This window comes from Chryseobacterium sp. MMS23-Vi53 (assembly GCF_047651245.1).
In the GTDB taxonomy this organism is placed as follows: domain Bacteria; phylum Bacteroidota; class Bacteroidia; order Flavobacteriales; family Weeksellaceae; genus Chryseobacterium.
Genome location: NZ_CP180265.1, coordinates 2,491,931 through 2,510,250, shown reverse-complemented (window position 1 = coordinate 2,510,250; position 18,320 = coordinate 2,491,931). Strand labels below are relative to the sequence as shown.

Annotated in this window: 19 protein-coding genes; 4 read left to right on the top strand and 15 right to left on the bottom strand. The window is 34.1% G+C overall.

Features of this window, described 5'->3' with window-relative positions; translation table 11 throughout:
* Window positions 1–2: 2 nt before the first annotated feature.
* From ACKX2A_RS11100 to ACKX2A_RS11045, 12 genes are all read right to left on the bottom strand, one after another.
* Entirely contained in the window at window positions 3–410 is a 408-nt protein-coding gene (locus ACKX2A_RS11100; protein WP_415324612.1) for a hypothetical protein, read from the bottom strand.
* A gap of 5 nt (window positions 411–415) precedes the next feature.
* The gene (locus ACKX2A_RS11095) at window positions 416–817 is read right to left on the bottom strand and encodes a DUF6804 family protein (protein ID WP_415324611.1); all 402 of its coding nucleotides are present in this window, start codon (window positions 815–817) and stop codon (window positions 416–418) included.
* Window positions 818–829: 12 nt separating this feature from the next.
* The gene (locus tag ACKX2A_RS11090; RefSeq protein ID WP_415324609.1) at window positions 830–1,045 is read right to left on the bottom strand and encodes a TM2 domain-containing protein; all 216 of its coding nucleotides are present in this window, start codon (window positions 1,043–1,045) and stop codon (window positions 830–832) included.
* Between the two features lie 5 nt (window positions 1,046–1,050).
* Entirely contained in the window at window positions 1,051–1,680 is a 630-nt protein-coding gene (locus tag ACKX2A_RS11085; protein ID WP_415324607.1) for a PH domain-containing protein, read from the bottom strand.
* 19 nt (window positions 1,681–1,699) lie between these two features.
* Window positions 1,700–2,224, bottom strand: a complete 525-nt coding sequence (locus ACKX2A_RS11080; RefSeq protein WP_415324605.1) for an SH3 domain-containing protein — start codon at window positions 2,222–2,224, stop codon at window positions 1,700–1,702.
* Between the two features lie 4 nt (window positions 2,225–2,228).
* On the bottom strand, window positions 2,229–3,299 hold the full coding sequence (locus ACKX2A_RS11075; protein WP_415324604.1) for a type I restriction endonuclease: 1,071 nt from the start codon (window positions 3,297–3,299) through the stop codon (window positions 2,229–2,231).
* The gene (locus ACKX2A_RS11070; RefSeq protein WP_415324602.1) at window positions 3,289–3,642 is read right to left on the bottom strand and encodes a YegP family protein; all 354 of its coding nucleotides are present in this window, start codon (window positions 3,640–3,642) and stop codon (window positions 3,289–3,291) included. Before ACKX2A_RS11070 ends, ACKX2A_RS11075 begins: the two co-directional genes overlap by 11 nt.
* Window positions 3,643–3,657: 15 nt before the next feature.
* Window positions 3,658–3,864, bottom strand: coding sequence for a hypothetical protein (locus tag ACKX2A_RS11065; protein WP_415324601.1), 207 nt, complete (start codon window positions 3,862–3,864; stop codon window positions 3,658–3,660).
* A gap of 144 nt (window positions 3,865–4,008) precedes the next feature.
* A complete protein-coding gene (locus ACKX2A_RS11060; protein ID WP_415324600.1) occupies window positions 4,009–4,668 on the bottom strand; it encodes a response regulator in 660 nt (219 codons plus the stop codon).
* Window positions 4,661–5,566 (bottom strand): sensor histidine kinase, encoded by a 906-nt coding sequence (locus ACKX2A_RS11055; RefSeq protein ID WP_415324598.1) that lies wholly within the window; start codon window positions 5,564–5,566, stop codon window positions 4,661–4,663. Before ACKX2A_RS11055 ends, ACKX2A_RS11060 begins: the two co-directional genes overlap by 8 nt.
* A 74-nt stretch (window positions 5,567–5,640) precedes the next feature.
* Window positions 5,641–6,309 (bottom strand): tetratricopeptide repeat protein, encoded by a 669-nt coding sequence (locus ACKX2A_RS11050; protein WP_415324597.1) that lies wholly within the window; start codon window positions 6,307–6,309, stop codon window positions 5,641–5,643.
* A 66-nt stretch (window positions 6,310–6,375) separates the two neighbouring features.
* Entirely contained in the window at window positions 6,376–6,591 is a 216-nt protein-coding gene (locus ACKX2A_RS11045; RefSeq protein ID WP_415324595.1) for a hypothetical protein, read from the bottom strand.
* Window positions 6,592–7,070: 479 nt separating this feature from the next.
* On the opposite strand from ACKX2A_RS11045, the gene ACKX2A_RS11040 reads away from it, so the two are divergent.
* On the top strand, window positions 7,071–7,868 hold the full coding sequence (locus tag ACKX2A_RS11040; RefSeq protein ID WP_415324594.1) for a hypothetical protein: 798 nt from the start codon (window positions 7,071–7,073) through the stop codon (window positions 7,866–7,868).
* A 73-nt stretch (window positions 7,869–7,941) separates the two neighbouring features.
* Window positions 7,942–9,732, top strand: a complete 1,791-nt coding sequence (locus ACKX2A_RS11035) for a metallophosphoesterase (protein ID WP_415324593.1) — start codon at window positions 7,942–7,944, stop codon at window positions 9,730–9,732.
* A 192-nt stretch (window positions 9,733–9,924) separates the two neighbouring features.
* Here ACKX2A_RS11035 and ACKX2A_RS11030 read toward each other — a convergent pair whose 3' ends face one another.
* Window positions 9,925–10,992: a phosphatidylinositol-specific phospholipase C1-like protein gene (locus tag ACKX2A_RS11030; protein ID WP_415324591.1), complete on the bottom strand. Its 1,068-nt coding sequence runs from the start codon at window positions 10,990–10,992 to the stop codon at window positions 9,925–9,927.
* A 326-nt stretch (window positions 10,993–11,318) separates the two neighbouring features.
* Here ACKX2A_RS11030 and ACKX2A_RS11025 point away from each other — a divergent pair, with 326 nt between their 5' ends.
* The gene (locus ACKX2A_RS11025; protein ID WP_415329458.1) at window positions 11,319–14,363 is read left to right on the top strand and encodes a SusC/RagA family TonB-linked outer membrane protein; all 3,045 of its coding nucleotides are present in this window, start codon (window positions 11,319–11,321) and stop codon (window positions 14,361–14,363) included.
* A gap of 17 nt (window positions 14,364–14,380) precedes the next feature.
* A complete protein-coding gene (locus ACKX2A_RS11020; RefSeq protein ID WP_415324590.1) occupies window positions 14,381–16,141 on the top strand; it encodes a RagB/SusD family nutrient uptake outer membrane protein in 1,761 nt (586 codons plus the stop codon).
* A gap of 117 nt (window positions 16,142–16,258) precedes the next feature.
* Here ACKX2A_RS11020 and msrA read toward each other — a convergent pair whose 3' ends face one another.
* A complete protein-coding gene (gene msrA / locus ACKX2A_RS11015; protein ID WP_415324589.1) occupies window positions 16,259–16,813 on the bottom strand; it encodes a peptide-methionine (S)-S-oxide reductase MsrA in 555 nt (184 codons plus the stop codon).
* A gap of 532 nt (window positions 16,814–17,345) precedes the next feature.
* Window positions 17,346–18,317 (bottom strand): ROK family protein, encoded by a 972-nt coding sequence (locus ACKX2A_RS11010; RefSeq protein ID WP_415324588.1) that lies wholly within the window; start codon window positions 18,315–18,317, stop codon window positions 17,346–17,348.
* Between the last annotated feature and the right edge of the window lie 3 nt (window positions 18,318–18,320).

Here is an 18,320-nt window from a genome sequence, read left to right as displayed (position 1 = left end):
TGTTAGTTTTTTAGTTCATATAAAATGTCATTCTTGTTTTTACCGATTTTTACGGCTTCGATGAGATAATCAACGATGGCTTTCACATTTTCTTCCATAAAACCAAACATCAGAACATACTTCTCCATGGCAGAATATTCATTTGGAGAAACTACTCCGTCTGCCCAGATCATGACGGTGAGATCATACAGATAATCGACTTTTTCTTCAATGGTTTTGGGAACGAGAGATTTAAGATTGATTGGATTTAAAAGAATTTCATCTAAATTTTTTGACGAAATACCTCTTTCTTCAGCACATTTATAAAGCATTTTCAATTCAAGAGCGCTGAAATCATCATCACAAATAGCCATTTGATAAAGCCTTAAAAAGTGAGCTTTAAGATTTTCTGTAATTTGATTATTTTGCATGGTTTTTATTCTTCTTTTGGTTTTTTAGGATTAATAATTCTGTCTCTGGAAACAGTTCTTTGGTGTATCGGGATGGAGTGCTCTGAAGTTTCTTCGGTAATTTCTTCTTTCTTTTTCGGTTCTGTTTTTTCTATAAAATTGATCAGCAGAAATAAGATTCCTGTAATGGTGTCAATGGGAATCCAAATGCTTTTTCGATATAAATAAATGGGAAAAACAGGGTTGAAAAGAATAAGTATGACAAGAAAAATTATACTGAAATAATGTTGCCTGAAACTTAAAGTACTGTATAAAACAAGTAAAGCTCCAATAGAAACAAGAATTCGCAAAAAGGTATAATATTCTATGGGAAGCCTGAAAATACCAGCAAAACAACAAATCGCACAGAATGTGAGAAATGGTTTCATGAGGTAAGGTTTTTAAAATCCGGTTTTGAGATTATATTTAATATTAAAACGACTTTCCGACATGAAAATGAAGATAAAAAAATCAAAAATAGAAATCAGAGCAGGAATAAAAGTCCAACAAAATACAAGGTAAAGTAATCCTGCAATATTTTGTCCCAAATAAAATCTGTGTATGCCCAATCCTCCTAGAAAGAGAGCAAGTATCGCTGTGGTAGATTTTGATTTCATAATGTTTAAACACGTGATAAAATCTGGTTCTTTTTTTCTTCGAATTCTTCGGGAGAAATTACTCCGTTTTCCATTAAGCCTTTCAGTTTTTGCAAAAGGGCAAAAGGATCTTCATTTTCTATCAGCAGAGGTTTGGGTTGCTGCTGCTGAAATTGTTGAGGTTGAGCAATGATGGGAGTTGCATTGTTTACCGTAACTCCGCCTGCGGAAGCTCTTCTTGTTTCCAGATCTTTTTCTCTTCTTACTCCTCTCATCCGTTCTTCAACTTCCTGAGCGTACTGGTACAATTTTCTGGCTTGGTTTTTAGGTAAATAATCCATCATATTTATATGATTTCTTGTTGTTTTCATTAAAAATGTAGACCCAACAATACCTTCTGTAATATGACAATCGACAACATCTACCCAATTATAATCCTGAAAATCCATTGATAATCCGAAAGTTTTTGGTCTGCAAAAAATGATTCTTCTATTGGTAAGCGCAATACAATCGGGGGACAGATTAAGAAGAGGTTTTTTCTGAACAGCAATATACTCTACATATTCCTGAGAAGTGAGAAGACTGTTGATTCTCTCCAAAAGCTTTTCTACTGCTTTTGGATCTTGTTCTTCGTTTAAAAATTTCTTTAAATTCATGATTGATATTTGTTTTTAGTTATTTTACATCTTTATAAACATATCCAATTTTTTTACTTTTCGGCAATTGTACTTTAATCCACGGGCCTTGCTTTGAAAGCTGAACCAGTTTCGTGTTCTTCGGAACCGTTGTTAAAATTTTTGATTTTAAAGATGCTTTTTCATAAATGCTTATTAATGAATTTCCTGCTAAATATCTAGGGGAATTGATATTTACATTTACCTCATCAATAAAGACTTTTGGAGGTTTATTAGATTTTGATTTTGATGATCTGTAAGATTCAGATTCTGAACTTTTATGCTTCCTGGTTTTGCTTTTCTTGGGTGACGTTTCAGAAGAATTTCTGCGCGACGATCCTCCGCTACAAACTCCGCACGTTCCGCCACCGCTGCAATGTCCGCAACGAGAGCAGTTCGAGCAGGCTGTACAGTAAGCAGAACCGGTACATCTTCCGTCATGTCCCACATTATCATTGGCTTTAAAACAAGAATTTAAAAGAAATAAACTGAATGTAAGTATGATGAATGGTATTAGTCTTTGCATGATATTAATTATAATTTTCTAATGTTTGATGAAGCTGATTCCTGAAATTGTAGATTTCGTCTAAGCTATTTAATAAAACCTTTTCTCCGGCTTCTTTTCCGTTGTGGAAGGTTTCCAGATATTTATTTGAAGTATTAAAATGCAGTCTGCAAAGAGGTTTTCTATTGTTATCATCCAATAAAATCCCGAAATAAGACAGCGTATCTCTGTAAGCAATTCTTGCCGAAGGAATTTTCTCTCTCAAAATGGCTTTTACAATTTGGAAACCTTCCAGTTCCTCTTCTGTCGTTACAATTTTAGAATCGTTATTTTCATCGATTGGCTGAGAAGTTTTTACCTCATCTTCTCGTTTTTCAATCTGTTCATTAATGCTTAAGGCAGATTTTAGCCTGAAGCTAATTGACTCATTAATAGATGTTGCCAAAGCTTTCTTTGCATATTCCTTAAAAGAAACCATTCTGTTAGCCGTTAAAGGTTTTTCAAAAAAGCGATTCACTAACAATTTCACCAGTTCATCCGAAGGATTTTCGATTTCCTTTTCAAATTCTTTTCTGATGGCTTTGATGTATTTTAAAGCTTCCGCAGAATCCAAAATACTTTCAAGGTTATAATCTTTCTTGGTAAAACTTTCAAGAATTTTAATGGAACTGTCTTTTAAATCTTCAATATTGATGGTGAAAAATGGCTTTTCATCCATAATATTCGGTTTCTCAAGATCTGTATAGAAATTGTAAACAATACCGTTGGTAAGAACTCCGAATCTTGTTTTGGAAACATGATAATACCTGTGAAGCTGCGAATTGTGGGCATCTGCACTTTCTTTCCAGTGTTTGCATTCGATAATAAAGATGGGTTCATCATTATTTTTAATGACGTAGTCTACCTTTTCTCCTTTTTTTGTTCCTATGTCGCAAACGTGCTCCGGAACAACCTCTGTCGGATTGAAAATATCATACCCTAAAATTTGGATGAAAGGCATGACGAAAGCATTCTTTGTTGCTTCTTCGGTTCCGATTTGTTCCTTTAAACCAACAACTTTTTGGTGTAATTGTTCGAGTTTTATTTTAAGATCCATGCGTTTGGCTTTTAAGGGTTTCATCAACGATTTCCGCAGTTGGGGCATTAGATTTTACCGCATTTATTCCTCCTTCCATTGCCGATTTAGAACTATATAACTGGCTTTTCCCAATAATCTCTCCGTTTCTGGCTTTTAGGACGAAATAATCTTTTCCGTTCACAGCGGTTCTTCTGTCGTATTTGGAATCATCCTGAGAATTAACTCTCACGGATTCTATTCCTTTATGACAAGATGCTTTTTGAACATAGCCTTCGCTGGTTAAAATAATTTCTCCGTTTCCGGCTTTTAAATTAAATTGATACTCTTTGTTGATTCTCTGAGTAATTACAAATTTTCCCATGATTGATATTTTTATTTAGCTGGTGTGGCATTCGTTTGAACAAGTTTTGCATCCGTTGGATTGCGGGTACTCCGTTTTTGCTTCTTTCACCGCATCTTTACATGACGAGAATTCACCCAAATATTTTCTGTTTTCGCTGCTGGGTAAATATTTACAATCTACAAGGTGTACTTCATGATCTCCATTGCTTTGTGCTTTTTTGTTTACATAATACTTTTTCATAAAAATTTTTTTAACTGATTTTAATACTCCAAAAATATGAGCATTAATGCCCGTCTCCTTACGGAAAACCGTAAAAGCCTAGTTTTTAATAAAAAAACCTCTCAGAGATACTGAAAGGTCATTAGTTTTTATGAAGTAAAAAAATTAGATGATGCCAATGTCTTTGCACATTACAATCATTTCGATGTTGTTTTTGGCGTTTAGATTTTCGCGCAATTCGTTTAATCTTTTTTCTATAGCACTTTTGCTATCCGGAGTAATATTGTTCTTCTTAAAATATTCTTCTATTTGGTTTTGTTTCCATCCTTTAGCCAGAAGTTCAATTAATATAACATCGTATTCTTTAAAATCGAAATCGGTATTTCTGATAGAATTTAAAATTTCTTGTGGAATAACGGTTTCATTTTTCAGAACTTTCTTGATGGTGTTTTTTAGATCTTTACCATCATTTCTTCCTTTACTCACAAAACCGTTGATTTTTTGAACTTTAAAAAGATCATCAATCACCTTTGGTCTTTTTTCAATGGAAAAAGCAATCACCTTCAAATTGGGATGAATCTTTCTAACCTCAGAAATCAATTCTTGTCCGGAATTTAAGTTTTGTACAATGTGATCTTTATCAAATGACAAATCTGTAATTAATAGGTCATAAGGAGTATTTTCGGCTGCTGCTTTTATTTTTTGCAATGCCTCATCGCAATAACTTACAAAATCATAATTCTGAATCTGCAATTCTGAAAGGGTATTTACAACGCCTAAATTTCTGACTTCGTGATCTTCTACTATTAGTGCTTTTTTAAACATACTTTAAATTTATTGGAATAGTTATTTGAATAATTAATCCTCCCGTTGGATTTTTTTCAAAAGTAATATCTCCTCCAATGGTATCAATACGGTTTTCCGTATTATGGATCCCGGCTCCCTTTTGTTTGCTTAAATCTTTTATCCCAACGCCGTTGTCGGTATATCTTATTTTTAAAGTGTCATTATCTTTCTCAAACTTCACGGAAGCCAGTTTTGCCTCACTGTGTTTTTTCATATTGATAAGGATTTCTCTTACAATATAATAAAGCTCAAGCTGAATAGTATAAGATATATTTTCCCAAATGCTTTCTTTGTACCCAACAGGTAAAACAACCTGTTCTTGTGAAGAATAAGATTTAATCATGTTAATAAAACGCAGAGAAAAATCTTCTTCCCGAATATTTTCATGAGAAATGTCTCTGGATTCTTCATACATTTTTTCGATGTCATTCAGGATTCTGGTTTTATCCACTTCCGGATTGTTTTGAACATCTATCATCATATGGTAAAGTCCATTCGCCACCACATCATGAACTTTCTTCGACATTTTGAGCTGTGTGTTTTTGACTTCGAGCTCTTTTTCTTGCTCGAGACGTTTTTTTCTTTTTTTGTAGTAGAATGCTCCTCCGATTAACGCTAAAGCTAAAGCTGCAAGACCAATGTTTTGTTTGAACGTTTGATTTTTTAGTCTCTGATTATCAGTGTTTTTTTGTTCAACATCATACCTCACCATAGCAAATTGACTTTTATGTTTATTTCGAGATGTTTGAATGTTCTCATTTATTGAGTCAAATTTTTGAAAATTTCGCAAATAATTTTCAGGCTCTAAGGTTACAATTCTTTTTAATGCTGTTATTTGATCATCAGGACTATTATTGTTTGTTGCTTCTGTAAGCATTTTTTTTGCAAACTTTAATGATAAGTTTTTATCCTTATCTAAATAATATGTTGACAAAGTTTCGAAACTAGAGTTTAAATCAAGATTGTCTTTTTTTTGTTTCTAATCTCTAGTGCTTTAAATATTTCTTGTAGGGGGTCGTAACTTTTATCGTCAAGATATTTCGCTTTTGCAAAATTGTTTAATGCTCTAGCATAGTTATCAACACTATCGGCATGGATTGCTTTTTCTAAGTATACTTTTGCTAATTTTAGATTTCCTTGACTTATTAATACATCACCAATATTATTATAACAAATATATTTAGCTTCATTATTGTCTGCGTATTTTATTGCCTTTTTGTAATAAACTATTGCGCTATCAAAACTTTTAAGACTATTAGATGCATTAGCAATATTATTATAATTAGAAGTCAGTATTTTCTTGGCAATTGTATTATTTTCATTTTTAAGAAACTTATTACTTTCTAATGATGTTTCAATTGAACCAAAAAAGTCTCCTTTATCATTTTGGATAAATGCCATATTTACTAAAGCTCTTGCTGCTCCAATGGAATCATTTTTGTCTAAAAAAGCATTTTTTGATAAGTTAAAATAATAAAACGCTGAATCTGTGCTATTGTTTTTACTAAATATTTGTGCTCTTTCAAAATCCTTATTTGTAGGAGGTTCAATGCTTATTTTGTTTTCTTGTTTACAAGAATATGTTGTAAATAGAATAATTAATATTAATAAATTTCTCATGGGGAATAGTTTGATGCAAAGTAAGAAAAAGGACAGATTTATGCAATCTGCCCTTTGAAGTAATTATTATGGATTTGTAAATGGTGGAGGAATTTGCCCTGTGTTTCCTCCTACTGGTCCGCTGCCGTCGCCTGGATCTGTTCCCGTTCCCGGATCAGTTCCGCCACCTGGGTTTGTCAATTGAGTGGTTGGTTGTCCGTTATTATCGTGATTACATGATGATGTATTTGCGTTATTGTGACCGAATGCTAAACCTAATAGCATTAAAATAAATTGGATCATTGTTCAAAAAATTTATTGTTAAAGCATTCGTGTTCTTCCCTGCGAAACCGATCGCAGACAGTGTTACACGTTAAAAAAAATTGAAGCGCTTCTAAATTTTTTGGGAAGTGGAACCTTCAAAAACGGAAGAGAAACATCTGCTTCCCAACCCGGAGTTTTCTTCCGTTTTATCTGGCGATTTTTGAAATCAGTTTTGTAAATTTGTTATTGTCTTTTGTTTTAATTGTTTGTTTGTCAACTGATTTCTGTAGCAAAGATGCGACAAACAGTGACGCATGTGTTAGACAAAACATGGACATCGATGGACAAGAAAATGGACAGGAATTCGTTACGGAAACCCGTAATGCGACACAGTAGAAAATCAAGTATTTTGTAATTGCTTTTAAAAACTAACTATGTCCAAGAAAAAACTATTAATTAATGAAGTGTTTGAACAAGCTAAGCGGGAATCAGACAGAACATCAAAAAGTGGTTTATCAATGTATCTTAAAATACATTTGGAAACTTTCAAACTTTTTCTTGATGAGAGAACATTCGTAAGATATCATGACTCATTTGTAACGGGAATTAAAAAAGAAGTTAATCCAGATCCTGATATTTTGGATAAATTAAGCCAATATATTGGGTATAAAAATTTCTTAGATTTTTCCAATACTTTTATAAAAAGAGATGAAGATGCAAACTTTACAGAAGTAAAAGTTAGTGTTGATAATAATCCTCTTTCTTCGACGAATGATGGATCTTCAGGTGTTGTTATTAATATTTCAAATACTAACTCGAACGATAACAAAAACGATCAGCGTTTCAATATTCCAGATTTCATAAAACAAAATGGTTTTGGTATTTTGGAAATTACTTTTGTTTTACTGCTTGTTACAGGAGGTGTTGTTCTTCCAAATACTAAAGACGTATCACATCAATCTGGTTCTTCCTCAATATTAACATTGTGGGGTAAATCCGATTTAGATAAAAAGTATATGTATTGGGATGTGGAAAGATTTATTGCAACAGATAGTAGTAAATTAGGACCTCTAGTAGATGTTGTTCCAATGAATCATGATCTTTTCAAGTACTTTAAGAAAATCATGAGAAAAGATACAATGACTGTTCAAAATTCATTGGGAAAAGTCTGGTGTTCAAAATATAATAATGATGTAGACTTTTTTACAATGGATGGAAGAAATCCTGAAAATGGAAAAGAATTAAAATTAGCAAGTGAGCATATGATTCTAACATATGCAGGAAAAGAAATAGATTCAATACAAATTGCAGAATAATTTCCTTCACAATAATTTAAAATTCAATTAAAATACTCCACAGAATATTCCTTTAATTTCGTTCTTTTTTAAGATGAATCAAGGAATATTCTCATTTTTACTATTTGCGTTTTCGTTGTTTTCGGCTCAGCAAAAACAGGTGCAGATTGCTTTTCTTTCGGATGTGCACTTTCAGGATCTGTATGGAAGTTTTTCCGATAACGATTTTAAAGGAATTATCAATCCCAAAACGGGAAAACCAACGATTCTCAGAACAATGGATTCTCAATTGCATTCCACAAGAATTTTTAATGAAAACTATTTTGCCTTCCTGAAAGCTTTGGATGATATTGCACAAAAAGGAATTAAAATTGTTGCGATGCCCGGTGATTTTTCGGATGATGGACAAACGTATAATATCCGCGGATTGCACAAAATTTTAGAAAAATATCACAAAAAATACGGAATCGATTTTTACATCACGACAGGAAATCACGATCCGGTTGGTCCGTTCCGACAAGATGCTGGAAAAGACGATTTTCTCGGACAAGACGGAAATCCATTGGGAGTTTACAGTAAAGAAAATATTGGAAAAGTCAGTAATAAAATCATTACAAAAGACATTGCAGAATCGGGATATCTTGAAATTTTGGATGAATTAAAAGACTTTGGTTTTTATCCTAAAAAAGAGAATTTATTTTGGAGTACGCCTTTCAATTTTCAGTCTGTTAAAAATTATTCATATGAAAAAGCCTTACAAAAAGCCGATTATTCGCACAGAATGTATGAAGTTTCAAAAGGTTTTTCTGTTCCAGACTTAAGTTATGTCGTTGAACCAGTAAAAGGCGTTTGGATGATAGCCATTGACGGAAATACTTATATTCCGAAAAATTTAAATGAAAATCCCAATAACCCTTCAAATTATAAAGGCGCAAGTATTGGCTACAACAATGTTCTGACGAATAAAAAACACCTTATCGACTGGGTAAAAAAAATTACCCAAGAAGCGAAATTGAATGGAAAAACAGTGATTGCTTTTACCCATTACCCAATGATTGATTTTAATGACGGAGCAACACATGAAATCAAGAATTTATTAGGCGAAAAAAGATGGCAGTTGGAAAGGGTTCCCGATGAAGAAGTCGCGAAAGTCTTTGCAGAAGCTGGTTTGCAGGTTCATTTTGCAGGCCATATGCACATCAATGATACGGGAATTCGAAAGTTTGGAGATAAAATATTGGTCAATGTTCAGGTTCCTTCGTTAGCAGCTTATCTCCCGGCGTATAAAATTCTGACAATTTATTCACCAGAAAAAATAGATGTAGAAACGAAAATTTTAAATGATGTTCCGGATTTTGATGAATTATTTCCGCTTTACAAAAAGGAATATGAGGCTTTAAAAAGAGACAAAAATAAAACCCTTTGGAATAAAAATATTTTGAAATTGAAATCGTATCATGATTTTATGTTGTTTCATTTAAAAGAACTGGTTCGTCTGAGGATGATTCCTGATGATTGGCCGAAAGATTTTATTGAAAAAGCAGAGAAATTGAATGGGGAAGATCTGTTATTATTGGTTCAAAATAAAAATCAAATAAAGGAAAAAGAAATTAACTCAAATGCCTTTAAAATTTGGAGATTTGAAGATCTTTTACTTGACTTATATAAGTTTCAATCTGCTGATGAATTGGCAAAAAAAGACATTCCAAAGGAAAGATTACAGCAATATCAAACTTTAGAAAAACTGTTTCAAGAAAATGAATCGAACGATCCATTTATTATAAAATTAAAAACTGTTTTTAAAATTCTTTCCTTACTCTCAAACGGCGATCCGGCAGATCATTTTGAAATAGATTTGAAGAAGAATGAAATTGAGCGAATGTAATTTTATTTGCCACGAATTCACGAATGTTTATTTCTTGCCGAATGTTTTGATTATACAGATGGACATAATAATTAATCTATTAATAAATATTAGTGTAAATTTGTGAATTCGTGGCAGGAAAAGACAGAAAAACAGAAAAGACCATCAACAATCTGACAGCCTTTTCATTATAAATCTAATCGTAAAAATGTTCTATTTTCCGTTCACCGGATTTTTTCTTTCATAGGTATCGTTCTCAAAACTAATTTTATAGTTTGACTTAAACAATTTACTCGGTTGATAATAATCTGTTGTAATTACCTGTGCACCGCTTTCTTTTGCTTTTTCAAATCTTGAATAATCTTCTTTTCGTGCTTCCATAGTATCTGCATCGGCTCTTGTTCGAATGATGTAGCCTTGCTTCACCAGCTCCGTAATTTTCGGGCTCGGATCATTCATAAATAAAACGGCAGATTCAGGAGTTCCGGGAGTTGAATTGGTGAAAATCATTCTTCCCTTTAAAGAAGGATGACCCTTTATATATAAATCTCTGTTTTCACTGTTGTTATCAAGTACAAAGAGGAATTTCCCTTTGGCGTCTTTTACTTTTGGCCAGTTTTTGTTTAAAACCGCTTCATTTAAAGTTGAATATTTTCCTCTGATATCGTCCGGTGAGATAATTTTATTTTTTCCTAAATATTTTTTTAACTCATTGTCGAGATCTTCGAAAAGTTTTGAAGTATAATGCTCCGGTTCAGTTCCGAATTGGTTGGCTTTGCCGTCCTTTGGTTCAAGCGTAATAAAGATCGGATCATGGTCCGGATGTGCATCAGACCATTTTTTAAGATCTTTTAAGCAATCTTCCAAGGTATAATATTGCGTCTGATAATCGATATCCGTGATATGAATCATTTTATAACCCGGCTTTTTCATTTTTCCTTCGGGATCGAAAGGCTGCGTTGTTTTTACCAGATCTAAAATTTTCGGATGTGCATATTTTCCGCCTTTGCTGTCTGCATAAACATCGATTTCCAAATTTCTAAGTCCCAGATCCAATTGTTGAGGAATCGGAATATGTTCATATTGAATTCTCGGAAGAAAATTCAGAGAATCTTTTTTAGAAAGATACTCATAAACTTCGGGAAGAATTGCCTTTTTATAAGAATTGTGTGACCCAATAACCTGAATTTCATTGATTTTTAAATCATTTAAATTCTGAGACTGCGACCACAAAAGGTTTAATGAAGATAAATACAAACCTAAGAAAACTGCCTTTTTCATTACTTCAATTTTTGTCATGGCGAAATTAGGTGTCTTTTATTCAACAGCATTTATACATTATGTTAAGTGTTTTTTAAGATTGTATAAATCTCAAAAAACCAATGTTTATAAATGCCTGATAATGAATTGTGTAATAATTTCTCAAAATGGGATATTCATCTTTTATTGACTTTAAGATAATATTATGTTAAAGTAATTTCGTGGTAGATCTACTTACTTTGTATGCCGAAAAATGAAACGAAAATGTGAAAAAAATACCGCTGTTGCGGGAACAACAGCGGCTGTTTATTAAGCAAGCAAAATTCACAATTACTTTACTTAATGATATGTACCACAAAATTAATTTTTTTAAGTTTAAAAAACTAATTCCGATCGCATTGATTTTCCTTGTGGCGAATCAAGCTTATGCAGAGGGTTTTACGGCAAATTATTCTGTTTCCTCTTTGGTGAATGAAACGATTACCGGAACTGTAACGGATCAGGATGGTTCTACGATCGAAGGCGCAAAAGTCACTGTCGTGGAAACGGGAGCTACAACAATGACGGATGCATCAGGAAATTTCTCTATTTCTGCATCTATCGGGCAAACTTTATCCATTTCTTATGATGGTTATGGTATACAGGTAGTGAAAATTACCGGCACTTCGGTTTCGGTTAATCTAAAATCTAAAAAAGGTGCAACTTCTATCGAAGAAGTAACTTTGGTGGGTTATGGATCTCAGAAAAAATCTGATTTAACGGGAGCGGTAAGCCAATTGAAAGCAGAGAACTTCAAAGAAGGAATGAATATTTCAGTTGATAATTTAATGCAGGGAAAAATCGCAGGTGTACGAATCGTTCAGACGAGCGGTGAACCGGGAGCGGGCGTAAATGTTTCTATCAGAGGTATTGGATCCATCAGAAACGGAAGTACGCCATTATTTGTTGTGGATGGAGTTCCATTAAACAATGATCCTGTAAGCGCTCAAGCACCCAATATCGGTTTAGGAAATGCAGGAGCTAAAAACCCATTAAATTTTTTAAATACAAGTGATATAGAATCCATCACTGTGTTGAAGGATGCTTCTGCAGCTGCAATTTATGGTGCAAGAGGCTCAAATGGAGTTGTTTTGGTAACAACAAAAAGAGGAAAGAAAGGGGAGCCAATGTTTACGTATGATACGTATTTAGGTTTTTCTTCGGTGATTAAAAAATTAGATTTAATGACGGCTGATGAATATAGAGCGGCAGGAATTGATAAATCTTACGATCATGGAGGAAATACAGATTGGCAGGACGAAATCTACAGGAATGCAGTTTCGTCAAATCATTCTGTTTCATTTTCGAAAGCTACGGAAACGGGAAATTATTTCGCTTCACTTTCTCACATGGATCAGGATGGAATAGTATTAAACAGTAGCTTTAAAAGAACGACAGCTCGTTTAAATGCAGAAGAGTCTTTCTTCGATAATAAAAGATTAAAAGTAAAAGTAAATCTTACTGCAAGCGACATTAAGGAAACCGGAATTCCCAACGGAGGAAATGCAGGGTCAGACGGACAGGTGATTATCCATGCTTTAATGGCAAATCCTACACGTTCTGTGTATGATGAAAATGGAAATTACACTAATTTCAATATGAATGCTCACTATAATCCTTTGTATTTATTGAGTGTTTATCAGGATAAAACAAGTACATTCAGGGTATTAGGAAATACAGAAGCTACATTGAGAATCTTACCGGGACTAAATTATAAATTCAATTTAGGAGTAGATAAAACTGTATCTGAGAGAAATACAACAATGTTTCCTAATATTACCGACAGATCCCCAAAGGGAACCTATGTTCAGGCTAATTTAGATTCTTATAATGTGCTTTTAGAGCACTACTTAACATACGATTTAAGTTTAAACAGGCATAATTTTAGCTTATTGGGAGGTTTTTCTTACCAAAAGTTTAAAGCTACAGCTACCTATTTTGGGGTAAGAAATTTTGTAAACCAAGGAGCCGGAATTGCACCGGAAATTAATCCGGGCTATTCGGGAGATTTGTTTGTCCCATCACCCGGAACAGCACAGGAAAACGAATTACAATCGTATTTCGGAAGATTAAATTACAATTTTGATAAAAAATATTTCTTAACAGCTTCTATAAGAGCCGACGGGTCTACACGTTTTGGAGACAACAATAAATATGGATATTTTCCATCTGTTGCTGTCGGGTGGACGATCTCAAATGAAGAGTTTCTAAAAGGATCTTCAATTATTAATGAATTGAAATTAAGAGGAAGTTGGGGACAGACCGGTAATCAAGAAGTTTTAAATAAAATTACAAAAGCAAGTTATTTATTGAGTCAGTCTGCAGGTTATTATCTATATGATAATTTAAATCTGATTAATGGAGTTCAGGTGGTAAGAACTCAAAATCCTGATTTGAAGTGGGAGGTTGTTTCGCAAACGAATATTGGTGCAGATTTCAGTTTATGGAAAAATAGATTGTATGGTTCTTTGGAATATTATAATAAAACAACAAAAGACCCAATCTTAAATATCGCGCCGCCACCATTGAGTCCAACGGATAATATTTGGCTAAATGCTGGTGGGCAAATTGTGAATAAAGGCTTTGAATTCTCTTTAGGTTCAGAGGTTATCAGAAATGAAAATTTCACTTGGAATCTTGATGTAAACGGAGCAACGGTAAATAATGTTGTAAAAAACCTTCCGGTTTCAGGAATCAATTCGGGAGAAGTTTCGGGTCCCGGGCTTTCCGGAGTTACGGCAAACATCTATAGAAACGGATATGAGGCAGGCTCTTTCTATATGCTGAATTATTTAGGAGTTGATGCCAACGGAAAATATATTTATGAAGATGTAAACGGAGACGGAAGAATCGACCAAAAAGACAGAAAGATTTTTGAAGGAGCCATTCCGAATTTTACTTTTGGGATCAATTCTTATATGAAGTACAAAAAGTTTGATTTTGCATTCTCATTCATCGGACAAACAGGAGGATATCTGGTTAATAATACGGCATTAGATTTAAATATCAACAATTTAGCTTCAGACAGAAACGTTCTGAAAAGATTTTATGATTCTGGAGCAAGCTTTACCAATCAGCCGCAATTGTCTTCTTTATATCTGGAGAAATCAGATTTTATTCGTCTGAACAATGTAAGGCTAGGATATACTTTTGATATCAATCAATTGAAATTCCTAAGAAGCATCAACCTTTACGTGAGCGCGCAGAATTTATTCACCATTACCAACTATTCAGGTTACGATCCATTGGTAGATACGAGCAAACAGGTGGGTGGAAACCAATCTTTGGGAATTGACTACACAACGTATCCGTCTGCGAAGACTTTCATTTTGGGTGCAACCGTTAAATTTTAATTTAAGTTAAAAAAATCATGATATCTAAATTTTTAAATATTAATAAAATTGTTTTATCCATCGCAGTAATATCTTTAATTGGATGTACAAATTTGGATGAAAAACTTCTTGATGAGGTTCCAAGTTCTGTAAATGCAGATCCAGAAGCAGCTTTAGCAGCAGCTTACGGACAGCTTGGTGACGGAACTTTTGTTGATCACGGAAGTGTTTTTGCTTTGCAGGAATACTCTACCGACGAAGCAATCTTACCAACCAGAGGAAGCGATTGGGGAGATGGCGGAAAATGGAGAGCCATGCACGAGTTTACATGGGATTCTAATAATGATGTTGTAAAAACAACTTTCAATCAGTTAACTTCAGGAATTACAAAATCCTTAACGGCTATTGGGAGTATCAATCAAAGTAATATCAGCAATAAGGCTTTATTTTTAGCAGAAGCAAAGGCATTATTAGTTTATTACACATATACAACACTGGATTTATACGGACAGGCACCCTACAGGAATCCAGATAATATAAAAGCTCCGATTGAGATAAGAAAAGCAGATACCTCAATTGATCCTTTGATCTCTGAGTTGGAAGGTCTTATCCCAAATTTAGCAGATATAAAAACACAGAATACCCATGCCGGAAGATTTACAAAACAAGCAGCGTATGCACTTTTAGCAGATATGTATCTGAATAGAGCTGTACTGAAAAATAAAACAGCAAGTACCTTCAATTTTACAGAACAGGCCATCGGTGGAGGAGGAACAGATATGGATAAAGTAATTCAATATTGTAATTTATTGATAAACAATTCCAATTTCAGTCTGGAATCAAATTATTTTCACAATTTTGATATCAATAATGATACAAGTAAAGAATTAATCTTCACTATTGTACAGAAAAAAAACTCGCTCCGAAATGCCGATAACGATTTGGCATATATGTCAATGGAAAGAATTCAGAAGCCTTCTCCCGATAATAGAGGAACAAACGCTTCTTGTGTTACTCCGGAATTTTATTATTCATGGAACGGAAATCATGATGATCCCCGCTTCCAAAGGACATATCAGTATGAAGATGGAACATGGTTCAGAAACGACGGAACAGACGTAAGTGTACCATCAACAAGTAAAGTAGAAGGTACGGGAAAACCTTGGTTTCATTTCAATAGAGGATTGCAGGTTGGGCAACAATATGGCCCAAAAATTCTTTCGAATGGAAATTTTGATATGACTGCAGATGGAAGAATTAAAGTGTATAAATTATTCACTGAAAAAACGCCAACTCTTGCGGCTGACTTCACTCCTGAATTGAATTTTGATAATCCTTCAGAAGCTGTTTTCACGCAAGCACAAATCAACAGAGGAGTTAGAAACTTCAAATTTGAATTTGATCCCGGCTACGGAAATAACGGAACCAGCGGAATGGATGTGCCTCTATACAGATTGGGAACTATCTATACCATGAGAGCAGAAGCTTACTTCAGAAGTGGTAATGTAGCAGCTGCTTTGGCTGATGTAAATAAACTGAGAACGAGCAGAACAAATGATGCTTTACATGGTAATTCCGCAGGAGTTGCACTTACTTCTCTGGACGCAAATGCCTTAATCAGAGAATCTGGGTTTGAATTGTATTGGGAAATGTACAGAAGAAAGGCATTGATAAGATTTGGAAAGTTTGATTTGGCAGGAACAGCAAAACCGGCTACTCAACCTTACAGAAGAATCTTCCCGATTCCTCAATCTGCTATTGATGCATCAAAAGATTTTACCCAAAACCCTGGATACTAAAAACAAGTTTCTTCATATAAAACAATTATTTTTGCAAACAACAAAGCGAAGGGATTTCTCTCTTCGCTTTGTTTTTAATAAAGCTATTCTAAACCCCGAAGGTTTGAATTCCAATATTTATTCTGCATTCAACATTCCCAATTCTCCGAAATGCTTTTTAAATTTTTGAATTTTCGGACCTACAACAGCGCTGCAATATGGCTGTGTCGGATTTTCATTGTAATATCCTTGGTGATATTGTTCTGCAGGCCAGAATTTATCAAATTTCGTTAGTTCTGTTACATAAGTTCCCGACCATCTTCCGGATTCTTGAGATACTTTGATCGCTTCTTCAGCTTTTGTTTTTTCAACATCATCTTTATAATAAATTACCGAACGGTATTGTGTTCCGATATCATTTCCCTGTCTGTTTAATTGTGTAGGATCGTGAAGGAAAAAGAAAACATCCATCAATTGTTCATAAGAAATGATGGCAGGATCATAAGTGATTTGTACCACTTCTGCATGACCAGTTTCTCCGGTGCAAACTTCTTCATACGTCGGATTATCTTTGTGACCTCCAGAATATCCTGAAATAGCAGATTTCACACCTTTCAGCATATTAAAACAGCTTTCTACACACCAAAAACAGCCACCTCCGAAAGTGATTTGTTCTAAATTATTGTTATCCATTCTAAGTTGATTATTGTATTTAAATCTTTTCTCTTTTAAAAATTATTTAAAGGAAAAAACTAATCAAAAATATGAAAAACTTTTCCAATTTATACTTAATCATATCTTCTAAAGCCAAATTGTGATGATAGATAAGACAAATTTTGTTTAAACACATATCACACAAATGATTTCACCAAGTAATACAAATTATAAAGCATAAACATCTGCGTCATCAGCGAAATCTGCGAGAGAAAAAATTTAACGAAGATTTATTTTAAATAATTAAATATTTTAAGGAGCAAAGAATAACAACAAGTTGATTTGATGAAGCTATATTTTTCAAGCTCAGTGAAGCGAATTTATTTGTCATTGCTATTCTAAAATCAGCGGTTCAATAATAAAATCTTTGCGTTTAAATTAGATTTTAAAAACAAATTCCACAAATAGACACGAATAATAAAACACAATTATTTGTGAAAATCCGTGAAATCTGTGGGAAAAAGAAAAGCACCCTTAAAAAGGATGCTTCATATCATTGAATAGCTTTCAGTTACTTTTCCCAAACCAAAGCACTTGCTCCCAAAATAGCAGCATCCGCTTCGTCCAGTTCACTGAAAACCAATTTCACTTTATTTCTGAAAATCGGAAGAAGATTTCTTTCCATGTGAAGTTTTGCAGGTTTTAAAATAAAATCACCAGCTTTGATAACTCCGCCAAATAAAAGAATGGCTTCAGGAGAAGAAAACATCACGAAATTCGCCAATGCTTCACCTAATTTTTGCCCTGTATATCTAAAAACTTCAATCGCAATAGGATCACCTTTTACAGCGCACTCATAAACAGTCTTAGAATTAATTTCTTCCTCAGGAAACTGGCTCAACATCGATTCCGGGAACTCTGCTCTCATTTTCTTTGCTGTGATTGCGATTCCTGTTGCAGATGCATAAGCTTCTAAACTACCTTCAGAACCTGTGCTCCAGTGTTTTCTTCCACCCGGTTTTACGATCGTGTGACCCAATTCTCCTGCAAATCCGTCATGACCGTAAATCAATTTTCCGCTGGACACGATTCCGCTTCCTACACCTGTTCCTAGAGTAATCATGATGAAATCTTTCATTCCTCTTGCCGCTCCGAAAAGCATTTCACCAAAAGCTGCAGCATTTGCATCGTTGGTTACTGTTGCAGGAAGACCAAATTTTTCAGTCATTAATTTACCAAAAGGAATTACACCTTTCCAAGGTAAGTTTGGAGCTTGCTCGATTGTTCCTGTATAATAATTGCCATTAGGAGCGCCAATTCCTATTCCGTCGAACGTCCTTTCCTCGCCACTATACCTTTCAATCATAGGATTGATGTTTTCATACAAGGCATCAATATACTCTTCTATGGTTTCGTAGGCATCTGTACGCAGATGTCCTTTTTCAAGAACTTCACCTCGGTGGTTTACAACTCCAAATTTTGTATTCGTTCCGCCTATATCAATACCAAGGGCAACGTTTTTTGATAAATCGATTAATGACATTTC

Bases quoted from the DNA above. Each gene is read 5' to 3' on its own strand.
- ACKX2A_RS11050 (WP_415324597.1), bottom strand. From the start codon at position 6,309: ATGAGAAATTTATTAATATTAATTATTCTATTTACAACATATTCTTGT.
- ACKX2A_RS11045 (WP_415324595.1), bottom strand. From the start codon at position 6,591: ATGATCCAATTTATTTTAATGCTATTAGGTTTAGCATTCGGTCACAAT.
- ACKX2A_RS11090 (WP_415324609.1), bottom strand. From the start codon at position 1,045: ATGAAATCAAAATCTACCACAGCGATACTTGCTCTCTTTCTAGGAGGA.
- ACKX2A_RS11065 (WP_415324601.1), bottom strand. From the start codon at position 3,864: ATGAAAAAGTATTATGTAAACAAAAAAGCACAAAGCAATGGAGATCAT.
- ACKX2A_RS11035 (WP_415324593.1), top strand. From the start codon at position 7,942: ATGAATCAAGGAATATTCTCATTTTTACTATTTGCGTTTTCGTTGTTT.
- msrA (WP_415324589.1), bottom strand. From the start codon at position 16,813: ATGGATAACAATAATTTAGAACAAATCACTTTCGGAGGTGGCTGTTTT.
- ACKX2A_RS11070 (WP_415324602.1), bottom strand. From the start codon at position 3,642: ATGGGAAAATTTGTAATTACTCAGAGAATCAACAAAGAGTATCAATTT.
- ACKX2A_RS11060 (WP_415324600.1), bottom strand. From the start codon at position 4,668: ATGTTTAAAAAAGCACTAATAGTAGAAGATCACGAAGTCAGAAATTTA.
- ACKX2A_RS11085 (WP_415324607.1), bottom strand. From the start codon at position 1,680: ATGAATTTAAAGAAATTTTTAAACGAAGAACAAGATCCAAAAGCAGTA.
- ACKX2A_RS11075 (WP_415324604.1), bottom strand. From the start codon at position 3,299: ATGGATCTTAAAATAAAACTCGAACAATTACACCAAAAAGTTGTTGGT.
- ACKX2A_RS11025 (WP_415329458.1), top strand. From the start codon at position 11,319: ATGTACCACAAAATTAATTTTTTTAAGTTTAAAAAACTAATTCCGATC.
- ACKX2A_RS11010 (WP_415324588.1), bottom strand. From the start codon at position 18,317: ATGTCATTAATCGATTTATCAAAAAACGTTGCCCTTGGTATTGATATA.
- ACKX2A_RS11100 (WP_415324612.1), bottom strand. From the start codon at position 410: ATGCAAAATAATCAAATTACAGAAAATCTTAAAGCTCACTTTTTAAGG.
- ACKX2A_RS11040 (WP_415324594.1), top strand. From the start codon at position 7,071: ATGTATCTTAAAATACATTTGGAAACTTTCAAACTTTTTCTTGATGAG.
- ACKX2A_RS11095 (WP_415324611.1), bottom strand. From the start codon at position 817: ATGAAACCATTTCTCACATTCTGTGCGATTTGTTGTTTTGCTGGTATT.
- ACKX2A_RS11055 (WP_415324598.1), bottom strand. From the start codon at position 5,566: ATGCTTACAGAAGCAACAAACAATAATAGTCCTGATGATCAAATAACA.
- ACKX2A_RS11030 (WP_415324591.1), bottom strand. From the start codon at position 10,992: ATGAAAAAGGCAGTTTTCTTAGGTTTGTATTTATCTTCATTAAACCTT.
- ACKX2A_RS11020 (WP_415324590.1), top strand. From the start codon at position 14,381: ATGATATCTAAATTTTTAAATATTAATAAAATTGTTTTATCCATCGCA.
- ACKX2A_RS11080 (WP_415324605.1), bottom strand. From the start codon at position 2,224: ATGCAAAGACTAATACCATTCATCATACTTACATTCAGTTTATTTCTT.